The sequence below is a fragment of the Rickettsiales bacterium genome (assembly GCA_029252805.1).
Classification (GTDB): domain Bacteria; phylum Pseudomonadota; class Alphaproteobacteria; order Rickettsiales; family JALZUV01; genus JALZUV01.
On sequence record JAQXAR010000033.1, the window covers coordinates 23767 to 36229 of the forward strand.

The following is a 12463-nucleotide window of genomic DNA, read 5'->3' on the forward strand; positions in this document are numbered from 1 at the left end:
ATTTCTCTCTACCTACCTTTATAGTTTCAAGGTGAGTGATTTTTTAAATATTTTATCCACGCGCTTAAGCCGTCGTAACCTGCTGCAAGCAGGCACAGCGGGGGCTGCATTGAGCCTACTTCCCTCCGCTTCGCTTAAGGCGATGGGCGGCGTAGGTTCATCAACCAGTGCTTCCAATGCATTCGACCTCAGTTTCACCTCTGTCGCTAAAGGCTATACCGAAAATTTACTGGGGGCAGCGGGCTATCAAGCGCAAATCCTGATGCGCTGGGGCGATCCTCTTTTCGCTAACGCAGCGGACTTCGATCCACTCAATCTAACGGCTGATATCCAATCTAAGAGCTTTGGCTATAATAACGACTTTATCGCTTACATGCCCCTCAATGGCAGTAGCAGCCACGGGCTCCTACACGTGAATCATGAATATACCAACGCCCACCTCATGTTCTCCGCTACGCGCAAAAAAGATTCCAGCGAAACCATTAGTGAAGAAGAATTACGCATCGAACAAGCCGCGCACGGCTTCTCAATGCTTGAGGTCAAACGTGATAAAACCGGATTGTGGGAACCCATTCTAGACAGCCGCTATCAACGACGCGTCACCGCCACCACGCCCATCCATATTAGCGGCCCAGCAGCAGGCAACGCACGCCTAAGCACCAAGGCAGACCCACAAGGCAAAACTGTACTCGGAACGGTTGGAAATTGCGCAGGTGGAGTCACCCCTTGGGGCACCGTACTCGTCTCCGAAGAGAATATCGATGGCTACTTTAATGGCAAAACCGATGGCACTGAGGCGGAAAATCACGCACGCTATACGATCGCCAAACGAGGCTATTACGGCTGGCACCGCATCCATGAACGCTTCGATATTACCCAAACGCCTAATGAACCTAACCGCTTTGGCTGGGTTGTTGAATACGATCCCTATGATCCTTTCTCGCAACCGGTAAAACGCACGGCACTGGGCCGCTTCAAGCATGAAAGCGCCACCTGCGCCACTGCGCCTGATGGCCGCTTGGTTATTTATTCCGGTGATGATGATTATTTCGAATATATTTACCGTTTTGTGTCCGATGATAAAATCAACCTCACCCACAAAGCGGCCAATGCCAACCTGCTTGATAAAGGCACGCTTTCTGTCGCTAAGTTCCTCGATGATGGATCGCTAACATGGCTTCCCCTCATTTACGGTGAGAACGGATTGGATAAATCGAACAGGTTTACCTCCCAAGCCGATCTGTTGATCGAGGCCCGCCGTGCCGGTGACATACTGGGCGCCACTAAGATGGACCGCCCCGAAGGCATCGCTATCCAGCCTTATACCAATGCTGTGTTTGTTTCGCTAACCCGAAATCCAAAACGCAAGGTGGCCAATAGCGCCAACACCCGCGCCGCCAATAAAGGCGGGCATATCATCAAACTCCTCCCTCCCGGAGGCGATCATGCGGCGGATAAATTCCTATGGGATACACCTATCCTCGCCGGCGACCCTGATAGCGACACACCGGATTATAACGGAAAACGCGTAGGCCAATCTGGCTGGTTTGGCAACCCTGACAATCTTGCCTTCCATCCATCTGGCAGCTTATGGATTGCGACCGATGGCATGCCAAAAAGCTACGGCATTGCCGATGGCCTCTATGCGACCGATAATCACACCGCACCCAAATGCTTCCTACGCGCTCCTAAAGGTGCCGAGGTGACCGGCCCCTGCTTTACCCCTGATGGCGAAACGCTGTTCCTCTCCATCCAGCATCCGGGGGAAGATAAAGGTTCGACCTTCGACGAACCAAGCACCCGATGGCCAGATTTCGACGATAGCCTGCCGCCCCGTCCAAGCGTGATTGCGGTAACGAAGAGTTAGCGGTGGATTTTCACATTCGTGCCCCCGTCGTAAACGATGCGCCTGTCATCCAAAATTTACTGGATGAGTTGGGTTATAAAATAACAGAAGAACAGATTACGGATAAGATACAGAAGCTTGATGAGCAAAAAAGCTATCAAGCATTTGTCGCCGAAATGGATAGCCGTGTTATTGGCTTTATGAGTTTTCACATCATAGACTGGTTTCACCAAACCGATTGTATGGCTCGGCTAAGCGCTTTGGTGGTTGATAAGAGCTACCGACGGAAAGGCCTAGGAAACATCCTCATTCAGCTAGCAGAAACACAAGCTTTACAGGCAGGTTGTACGGTCATGGAGCTAAGTAGCAACTTGCGTCGAAAAACAAAGGGAACGTATGAATTCTACCTTGCACACCGCTACCGCAATATGAAAGATCAAACCACTTATTTCCGCAAAAACCTGTAGTCATGCCGGCCTAACGCCGCAATGACAAAAACTCTTTAAAACCTTAGGCCGCTTTTGCCTTCTTACCGCGTTGCCTTGAGGATTTACCGAGCGTCAATGCATCGTTGATAAGCAGATCTTGCTGGCGGTTGTGAATACTCACATAACCCGCTGCTGGAGACGCCGCTTCTGGGCGGCCTGCATATTTGATCTTGCAGCATTCTTGATCCAACTCATCAAGCACATCACCCATACGTGGACCAATGAAACGCCAAGCGCCCATATTTTCAGGCTCTTCTTGTGCCCACATGACTTCGACATCTTTGTTCGCTTTGAGATAACCTTGCATAACATCCTGAATCTCAGCATGTGGGAAAGGATAATACTGCTCTACACGCACAATCGCGACATCTTTTTGCTTACGCTCTTCGCGCGCCTGATAGAGATCGTAATAGACCTTACCACTGGTGAAAATCACACGTTTGACCTTCTTATCATCCATCTTATCGACTTCAGGAATCACACGTTGGAACGTCTCTTTCGGGCCAAAATCAGCGAGGGTTGATTGGCAAAGCTTATGACGTAACAACGATTTCGGCGCCATCACGATCAATGGCTTACGGAAATCACGATGCATCTGACGACGCAAAGCATGAAAATAGTTTGCCGGCGTCGTGATATTCACAATCTGCCAGTTATCTTCCCCACATTGCTGTAAGAATCGCTCTAAGCGTGCCGAGCTATGCTCCGGCCCTTGACCTTCATAGCCATGCGGCAGCAACATCACCAAGCCGCTCATACGCAGCCATTTGATCTCGCCAGAGGAGATGAACTGATCAATCATGATCTGCGCACCGTTAACGAAATCACCAAATTGCGCTTCCCAAATCGTGAGGCCATTCGGCTCCGCGAGGGAATAACCATATTCAAAACCAAGAATCGCATATTCGGAGAGCGAAGAGTTAATCGGCTCGAAAAGCGCCTGCTCTTTCTGAATATGATTAAGCGGCATATAACGGTCTTCATTCACCTGATCGGTCAAAACCGAATGACGATGCGAGAAAGTTCCGCGTTCAGAGTCCTGACCGGAAATACGCACAGGCGTACCTTCTGTGACAAGCGAACCAAACGCGAGCGCTTCGCCCATGGCCCAGTCAATATTCTCGCCGGTTTCCATCATTTGCACTTTTGTGCCCATTTGGCGCTTAATTTTACTGTTCAAATTAAAGTCACTTGGCACTTCTGTCAGCTTCATGCCGATTTTCTTCAAATCAGCGATTTTCATGCCCGTTTTACCGGCTGGGTGCGACTTATTCGGATCCGGTTTTTTCAAACCTTGCCATTCACCCTCTAACCAACCCGCTTTGTTTGGCGAGAAATTCTTGGCCGTATCATGATCTTTTTCGAACTGTATCTTGAACTCTTTGAAAATACCGTCGACACCCTCTTGCGTGATAAAACTTTCCGCAATTAACTGCTCGGCGTAGATCGTCGCCGGAGACTTCTTCAGCTTGATCGCTTTATACATGAGAGGCTGCGTGAACATCGGCTCATCGCCTTCATTATGGCCGTAACGACGGTAACAGAACACATCCACCACCACATCGCGGCCAAATTCCTGACGGAAATCTACTGCGAGTTTACACACATAAGCCACTGCTTCAGGATCATCACCATTCACATGGAAAATCGGCGCCTGCACCGTCTTCGCCACATCCGATGGATAAGGCGTGAAACGTGAATTTTTAGGACTCGTCGTAAAGCCAATTTGGTTATTCACGATGATATGCAACGTTCCGCCCGAGCGATACCCTTTAAGCTCTGCAAAAGAGAGAGACTCAGGCACCACACCCTGACCAGCAAAGGCCGCATCCCCATGCATCAAAATCGGCATGGCCAGTTTTTTGGCTTCAATATCGCCCATTTGACGAAGCTTCGCACGGGTACGACCACAAACGACAGGGTTCACCGCCTCCAAATGCGAAGGGTTGGCAGAAAGCGATAAATGCACATTTTTGCCATTATAAGTACGGTCCGTTGACAGGCCTAAATGATATTTCACATCACCCGAACTTTCGACCCATTCAGGGAAATCGAGATTCCCGTTAAAGATAGATAGAAGCTCCACATAAGGACGCCCCATCACCGCCGTGACCACATTCAAACGGCCCCGATGCGGCATACCAATACCGACATCCTTTACGCCAAGCTCAGCCGCTTGCGCAATCGCACGATCTAGGCCAGAAATCACCGTATCGCCCCCTTGGATGGAGAAACGTTTTGAGCCTGTGTATTTTACATGTACGAAATCTTCAAAGGCTTCCACTTCAACCAATTTGCGCAGAATTTCTGTCTTTTCTTCCGCCGGAATATTCGGACGCCCACGCGCCGATTCAATACGACGCTGAATCCAACTTTTTTGCTCTGGATACTGGATATGCATAAATTCCACACCCATTTTACCGCAATAGGTATTACGCAGCAGATTCAAAATCTCACGCATCGTGGCAGTTTCCATACCCAATACACCATCGATAAAGATAGGCTTATCCATATTGTCAGGGCCAAAGCCGTAAGTCGCTGGATCTAGCTCAGCATGATATTTATTCGGCTCTTGCTGTAACGGATCCAAATCTGCAATCAGATGGCCGCGCACACGATAAGCACGAATCATCATAATCGCGCGTAAGCTTTCCTGCGTGCTGGCAATATCCGTACCGCCGCCTTTAACCGCTTTATTGGTTTTGGCTTGTGCCGTCTCATCCGCTTCGCCAATCACGCGCGTTTCATCATGTGCCCAGCTGGCTGACCCCACCGCCGAACGAACCGCATGCGGATTATCGCCAAAGCCAGCAAAGAAGCTCTGCCAACTCGCATCCACCGCGCTCGGGTTTTCAGCCCAACGCTCGTACATTTCTTCAACAAATACCGCGTTCAACGCACTTAATTGCGTGTCATCGCTAAGGAAAGGGTCGTTTTGGTGTGTCATCAGTTTTCTTTCTTCAAAAATCAGAAAATTGCCAAGTATATTCTATACACCAAAAGGTATCATTTTTGCGCTAATCGCAAGCAAAAGCCGCACTGAAAATCAAAAAATCGGCGCAAAAAAACAAATGAGGATATCCATGACATGGAGTTCTTGGAGATAAGGAAAAGAATGAAGGCAGAAATACTAGATAAAACTAATACGCCATACCGGAAAGTTGCGGACTGAGCGACGCTTGAATAGTCTTCAAAAGCACCCTTACGTGAGAGGGTAACACTCCAGAGCTTTCAATCTCATCAATCTTTGCTGCTAGTTGTGCTGGATCAAGGTCAATCGCCGCCAACTGATCTGCAAATTTTCCAAACTGCTCTTTACCAGCTTTAACTCCCGCCTTACGAAGTCCATTAATTAACTTCTCTAAGCTTTCATTCTGAACAGCCGCCTCATCTTGAACAGGCGCGTCATGCGCAAAATTTTCAAGCCGCTCTGTCATTCCTATCAATATATTGAGCGCAGGCTGACTTTCTCGACGTGTCGCTTCTATTTTTGCTTCTTTTAAAAATCCATTCAGCTTAGACGTTAAGGCCGTATAAGCGACACTCACCTCAGGTTCATTCGGCCCATCTACTCTGAGCACATCAAGATGATCACGTTGCATTGTTCTAATTTGTCCCTTGAGTGACTTATTACCATCGAACAGATTATAGACCCCTTCCAGATGCTTATGCATTTCTTCAGCCAAGCCTTTGCTCCAAGCAGTCACTTGTTCTTTATTTTCTGACTTCAGTTTGATTAAATTGGTGGAAACTTTTGCGCCCCTCTCTTTCATATAGGCAATCAACTCCTCCTGAAGTTCTAGATTAATAACCGCCACAACATCTTGTGTCTTTCCTCCAGCATTACTCACCGAATCAACCTGAGTGAAGATTGGCTTACCTGCACCGTCAGCCTTTCTCTTGAAATGGTCAGAGATTGGCCCGGCCCTCTTATTATCAATATCTGGAAGAACTAATTTATAGCCGGAAACACCTGTTATTCTCGAATCCATCACCTCAATAGAAGCTTCCTCTGCCGAAAACTTAGAATCAAAAATCCCTAAAACACCCTCTAAAGGATGCAAATCAATCGCACTGAGCGGTCTAATATCTTGTACCATAGATACAGGATACCACCCTTATGTTACCAAAATATTAAGAAAACCTAATACTTAGCTAAGCAGCGAGCAGTTCTTTCATCGCAATACCAATATGCGCAGGGCTTTCTGCAACTTTAACATCCGCAGATAACATCGCTTCGATCTTGCTTTCGGCACCACCTTGGCCACCCGAAACAATCGCACCCGCATGCCCCATACGACGACCCGGAGGGGCTGTACGGCCTGCAACGAAACCAACGGTTGGCTTCTTGATCTTATGGTTCTTCAAGAACTCAGCTGCTTCTTCTTCAGCCGCGCCACCAATTTCGCCAATCATTACGATTGCTTGCGTTTCATCATCATGCAGGAACAACTCAAGCATATCGATAAACTCGGTGCCCTTCACAGGATCACCACCAATACCGACACAAGTCGATTGACCGAAACCCGCGGCAGAAGTCTGCGCTACGGCTTCATAAGTCAACGTACCTGAACGCGACACGATACCGACATTACCGCGCTTATGGATGTGACCTGGCATAATACCAATTTTACATTCATCCGGCGTAATCACACCCGGACAGTTAGGGCCGATTAGGCGAGAGGTACTGCCCGAAAGCGCACGCTTTACTTCCACCATATCCAACACCGGAATACCTTCAGTGATACAAATGATAAGTTCGATCTCAGCGTCAATCGCTTCCAAAATCGCATCCGCTGCAAATTTAGGCGGAACGTAGATGACAGAGGCATTCGCACTGGCCGTTTCTTTCGCTTCCAACACCGTATTGTAAACCGGCAAACCAAGATGGTCCGTACCGCCCTTACCCGGCGTCACACCGCCGACCATTTTTGTACCATAAGCAATCGCTTGCTCTGAATGATACGTTCCCTCTTTACCCGTAAAACCCTGACAGATAACTTTGGTATTTTGATCAACGAGAATAGCCATGAAATGCTCCTATAAATGCATAAATTTTAAGTTACCTCATGCATAGAGCAGTGATTTGCCCCGCGCAACTGCAAGGAGAGCGTTTAACACATAAAAAAGACCGTTTAAATAACGCGGTGCCGTTAATCCGCCGCACCCGTACAAAAAAAGAGCCGGAGCGAATAAATCCGCGCCGGCCCAAGCTTTAACAGGGAGGCTTTCATATGAGAAATCTCGAATGAAAGAATCTGACCTCGGCCAGATGTGAGTCTTGTATAGGCAATCAAAATCTAACTGAAAATTAACATTCTTGCAGTTTTCATATGCATAAAACGCATATCACAAGCATTTTATGGTAATTAACATGCATATGACGCTGTAGAGAGTTAAGAAATTCGAGCAACAGAAATCCAGATGAAGCGAGTCAGTGGGCGAGTACAATAGCAGAAGAAATTCAAAAAAAAGGGAGGCCAGCAGGCCAACCCAGCCTTGAGTATTGGCGAAGCCAATAGTTTATCGTCGAGCCCAGAGACGAGCAGGAGCAAAACTACAACCCCTAAAACTCTGTCGACGCAAACTTACGGAGCAAGAAGTCGCGGAAAACCGTGATGCGCTTAGAATTACGAAGCTCCGTACCATACACAAAATAGGCATCGACAGCAGGCCCGCGTGTATTGGGTAACACAGGGCTAATATTACGCGCACCCCGCACCATGTAATCCGGTAAACCGGCAATACCCATTCCCTGCTCCACCGCGCGCAGCATTCCAAACAGGCTATTGACCTTAAACGCGGGACGCAACGCTGCCTTATTCTTACTCCCCAACCTCAATAACCAATCCACTTCGGAAAAAGGCGCCCGGAACTCTGCGCCGTAGGCAATCAATTGATGCTCATGCAACTCTTCTAACTTACGTGGCACCCCGTGCTTACGAAGGTAATCATTCGAGGCATAGAGATCATTATGAATCGTCGTGATTTTACGCTGCACCACGTCCGGTGCATTACTCTCATTAACTCGTAAGGCACAATCAGCCTCACGCATCGCCACATTCACCTCGGCATCCTGCACATTGAGCGTGACCGTAATATCAGGATAGAGCTGCTGGAACTCAGCCAGCTGCGGAATCAACCACATGGTACCAATTGCCACCGGCGTTGATACAATCAACGGACCCTTGGGGCGCTCACGACTATCCGTTAGCGCATTCTCGGTCGCGCGTAAACTTTGCGCCATTTCCGCTGCGGTTTGGAAGAGGATTTCGCCCTGCTCTGTCAGAATCAGCCCGCGCGCATGACGGTGGAATAACGTCATCCCCAACTGCTCTTCCAACCCAGAAATTTGACGGCTCACCGCCGATTGGCTCAGATTCAATAACTCACCCGCACGTGTCAGGCTCTCCGCCTGCGCTACCGAATGAAATACCCGCAATTTATCCCAATCTAACATCGCCACCCTCTTGCATGTTTCGCATAACTACTAGCAGTTATATGCGTTTTACGCAAATCGTCGGTAAAGAAGTTTTAACTTTTTTGCCTTATACTCTTAGTATGGTTATCCCTCTCACTAATCAAAATTATTATGGCGAGATCATTACAGAAATGCATGATGGTCAGAAGGCAGGAAGGCAGCCTACCGTATTGGATATGGTAGAAACGATGCGCAAAAAAGGGAATCGCGAATACTATCTAAACAACCCCGAAATCATGAGTGTTAACGCCATAGAAACCCCCTTGAAGCAGGGAGCATTAATACACGAAATTTGCCATTTATGCCCCAAACTCGGACATACTCCACTGCAAGAAGTCATAATGATGCACTTTATGCTAGGACTAACACATCACGATGGGAGGATGGAGGATTTTGACAAACTCTATTCTCGACAATTTCATGCTTATAAAAACCAGGTCGCACAATATGCTAACCCTGGAACGGAAGAAAAATGGGGCAACGTCTCCAAGCGAGATAAATCCATCTATTTCGCTGCTGGCCTCTATTTAAAACAAAAAATCGCCGCTTATAACGAGAAATACTCTGCCCTCAATCATTACGAACAGCGAGAAGAGTTTGTCACTGCCTACTCTAAACCCACCAAAGAGGCTCCTACACGAGGTAAGATATTTGACATGGACCAAAATATTATCGCCGAAGCTCCCTGGCAACTCATCCAGCTTTCCCGAACCGAATGGCAAGCCATAACAGCCGTTGCAACAGGGTTATCCGATCCACAAAGAACGAATTACCCTGAGCGTATGAAGGAAATTAAACACATCTTGCACGAGACCAACCTATTTTACGATTTACACGCCAGCGCGAATAAATCGACGGGTTCATCATCTGCTAAAACACGCTAGCCTAACTTAAGCCGCCGCCGCTTCGTCTTCATTCTCCGCCAAAAACTTCTCTGCTTCGAGGGCTGACATGCAGCCTGTACCCGCTGCTGTTACCGCTTGACGGTAGGTGAAATCTTGCACATCGCCACAGGCGTAAACGCCGGGAATGTTGGTTGCGGTGCTGTCATTGGCGGTTTTGAGATAGCCGTTATCGTGCATCTCTAGCTGGCCTTTAAATAAGCCCGTATTAGGCACATGGCCAATCGCCACGAAAGAGCCAGTGCATTCCACTACGGATTCTTCACCGGTTTTTGTGCTTTTCACACGAACGCCGGTCAGTGAGGGCGGGCCATCGGTTCCGACAAATTCTTCCACCGTGTGATCCCATAGCATTTCGACATTCTCTTTGGCGAAGAGGCGCTTTTGCATAATCTTTTCCGCACGCAACTCATCGCGGCGGTGAATAACGGTGACTTTCTTACAGATATTCGCGAGAAACAATGCTTCTTCGACCGCTGAGTTACCGCCACCAATGACGGTTACTTCTTGATTTTTAAAGAAAAAACCATCGCAAGTCGCACACGCCGAAACGCCAAAGTTTTGGAATTTCTCTTCGCCTGTTGTACCCAACCAGCGCGCTGAAGCGCCGGTCGCAATCACAAGAGAATCGCCGGTATATTCATCACCCGAATCACCTTTGGCTGTGAAAGGACGCTTTGATAAATCACATTCGATAATCGTATCATGGAAAATCTTCGTGCCGACATTCTCAGCCTGCTTTTCCATTTGTTGCATCAACCACGGCCCTTCAATGGGATCCGCAAAACCGGGGTAATTCTCGACCTCAGTCGTGATCGTCAATTGCCCGCCCGGCTGCATACCATGCACCATAATTGGCGTATGTCCTGCACGTGCTGCGTAAATAGCCGCAGTACAACCTGCAGCGCCTGAACCAATGATAAGAACGGATGTGTGATGTAATGTCATAATATTTTCTTTATTAAAAGCGCCCCTTGCCGACATGAAAGCCAACAAGGGGTACGCATGTTATTTACAGGCTTTTTGCATTCTTTTCGAGGTAATCAGCAACGCCATCAGAGCTTGCTTTCATACCTTCGGAACCTTTATTCCAACCAGCAGGGCATACTTCGCCATGCTCGTTATGGAACTGCAACGCATCGACCATACGAATCGCTTCGTCGATGTTACGGCCAAGTGGAAGATCATTCACCACTTGGTGACGAACCACAAAATTTTCATCGATAAGGAAGGTGCCACGGAACGCCACGGCATCATTGACGAGAACATCATAGTCACGTGCGATTTGCTTGGTTAGATCCGCTACGAGTGGGTACTGAACTTGGCCAATACCACCATCATTTACTGCTGTGTTTTTCCACGCAAGGTGGCTGAAATGTGAATCAACCGATACGCCAACGACTTTACAGCCACGACTTGTGAACTCTTCAAGACGATTATTAAAGGCGATGATTTCAGAAGGACAAACAAACGTGAAATCTAACGGGTAGAAAAACAAGATACCCATTTTGCCATCAAGGTATTCTTTCAGGTCAAATTTCTCGTTAATTTCATTATCACCCATTACCGTTGCTGCGGTGAAATTGGGGGCTTCTTTACCTACTAGTACGCTCATGAGAACTCTCCATTATTGTTATGTGGAGATAGATGTAGGGCGCAGGCCACATAAGTCAATGGAAAGCGGGTATTATGAACTTAAATTAATGTGCCATTACGGCGAACGATCTCGCTTGCTACTCGGCCGGCTTCGTCTAGTGCAGCGCCGGTATTCCATTGTGGCATGGCGCCTGCGGTTAAGGGTTGGGCGAGGTTGCGGTCAAAAAGAGATTGATGGAAGCGCATGAGTTTTGGCGACAATTTCCCGCCACGCGGCACATAAATAAAGACGGGCTTGCCTAGCGCGCAGGCTTCGGCGCACATGCTCATGGAATCTCCACTCACGATAATCACATTCGCAAGCGCTAAATAGGCGTGATACGGATTATCTACCCGTGATTGCCACACGAATAATTCATGCTCCACTGAAAGCGAGAGGCGCAAATAATCCATCGCACGTGCATTGGTGCGCGGGCTGGTCGTAACCATGAGCGATCCAGGTTTATCTTTTTCGCCAATATCGCGCGCCATGTTACTGGCCATCTCGCCCATATCGTGAAAATCATGACTCGAAAATTGCGCCGATTTGGAATCTCCGCCCACAAGCAACGCAATACGCGGCTCAGGCAAATGCGCAAGCTGGCTGCGCCATTTATCGGCTTCTGCCGTCAATTTCTTGGTCGTTAAAGAATGAACAGGGCCGACGGTTGGCAATACATTGGGGCGCGTTGGCGGCCTATCATGTTCAGGCATCGCCACCATATCAAAATGGCGCAAACTGGTTTGCGGGTTCATCAAATAAACCGTAAAACAATTTGGATTCTTTTGCTTAATATAGCGCAGCGCGGGTGCTAACTTACGCCCCGCAGCAATTGCAATATCAGGCCAAGGCGCATTTAAAATCGCCCGCGAACGACGACGTAGGCGGAAATGACTCCCCCCCATCAACCGATTTGGCAAACCACCCAGCAGCGAGAATTCTAAATGCTTCTCTTCAAATTCATAAGGAAGCTTCTGCGCCACCCCCATACTTTGCGTACGATTTCCCGGTCGTTCATCCGTCAAAACCCAAACGCGTCTTTGTGCACCACCTGTCATAAGCCGGACGTTAAGCGAGAAGTTAAAAGAAGTAAAACAAATTGAGCGCTCA

The 12463-nt window shown here is 48.2% G+C and carries 10 protein-coding genes; 3 read left to right on the forward strand and 7 right to left on the reverse strand.

The features are described from left to right. The first annotated feature begins 31 nt into the window (after positions 1-31). Both P8P30_07165 and P8P30_07170 read left to right on the forward strand, forming a co-directional pair. Positions 32-1867 carry a PhoX family phosphatase gene (locus tag P8P30_07165; protein ID MDG1287332.1) on the forward strand — a complete coding sequence of 612 codons (1836 nt, stop codon included), beginning with the start codon at positions 32-34 and terminating at the stop codon, positions 1865-1867. Positions 1868-1869: 2 nt separating this feature from the next. Next, a complete protein-coding gene (locus tag P8P30_07170) occupies positions 1870-2313 on the forward strand; it encodes a GNAT family N-acetyltransferase (protein MDG1287333.1) in 444 nt (147 codons plus the stop codon). 43 nt (positions 2314-2356) lie between these two features. Here the strand turns inward: P8P30_07170 and P8P30_07175 are convergent, their stop codons facing one another. The 4 genes from P8P30_07175 to P8P30_07190 all read right to left on the reverse strand — a co-directional run bounded on the left by P8P30_07175 (position 2357) and on the right by P8P30_07190 (position 8794). Then, the gene (locus P8P30_07175; protein MDG1287334.1) at positions 2357-5281 is read right to left on the reverse strand and encodes a 2-oxoglutarate dehydrogenase E1 component; all 2925 of its coding nucleotides are present in this window, start codon (positions 5279-5281) and stop codon (positions 2357-2359) included. Between the two features lie 193 nt (positions 5282-5474). Continuing rightward, positions 5475-6434 carry a hypothetical protein gene (locus P8P30_07180; protein ID MDG1287335.1) on the reverse strand — a complete coding sequence of 320 codons (960 nt, stop codon included), beginning with the start codon at positions 6432-6434 and terminating at the stop codon, positions 5475-5477. Between the two features lie 55 nt (positions 6435-6489). Then, positions 6490-7365: a succinate--CoA ligase subunit alpha gene (gene sucD, locus P8P30_07185; protein ID MDG1287336.1), complete on the reverse strand. Its 876-nt coding sequence runs from the start codon at positions 7363-7365 to the stop codon at positions 6490-6492. A gap of 535 nt (positions 7366-7900) precedes the next feature. Next, the gene (locus P8P30_07190; protein MDG1287337.1) at positions 7901-8794 is read right to left on the reverse strand and encodes a LysR family transcriptional regulator; all 894 of its coding nucleotides are present in this window, start codon (positions 8792-8794) and stop codon (positions 7901-7903) included. Between the two features lie 41 nt (positions 8795-8835). On the opposite strand from P8P30_07190, the gene P8P30_07195 reads away from it, so the two are divergent. Next, the gene (locus P8P30_07195) at positions 8836-9699 is read left to right on the forward strand and encodes a hypothetical protein (protein ID MDG1287338.1); all 864 of its coding nucleotides are present in this window, start codon (positions 8836-8838) and stop codon (positions 9697-9699) included. 6 nt (positions 9700-9705) lie between these two features. Here P8P30_07195 and trxB read toward each other — a convergent pair whose 3' ends face one another. From trxB to P8P30_07210, 3 genes are all read right to left on the reverse strand, one after another. Beyond that, a complete protein-coding gene (gene trxB, locus P8P30_07200; GenBank protein ID MDG1287339.1) occupies positions 9706-10665 on the reverse strand; it encodes a thioredoxin-disulfide reductase in 960 nt (319 codons plus the stop codon). 64 nt (positions 10666-10729) lie between these two features. Beyond that, positions 10730-11332 carry a peroxiredoxin gene (locus P8P30_07205; GenBank protein MDG1287340.1) on the reverse strand — a complete coding sequence of 201 codons (603 nt, stop codon included), beginning with the start codon at positions 11330-11332 and terminating at the stop codon, positions 10730-10732. 80 nt (positions 11333-11412) lie between these two features. Further along, a complete protein-coding gene (locus P8P30_07210) occupies positions 11413-12411 on the reverse strand; it encodes a mitochondrial fission ELM1 family protein (protein MDG1287341.1) in 999 nt (332 codons plus the stop codon). Between the last annotated feature and the right edge of the window lie 52 nt (positions 12412-12463).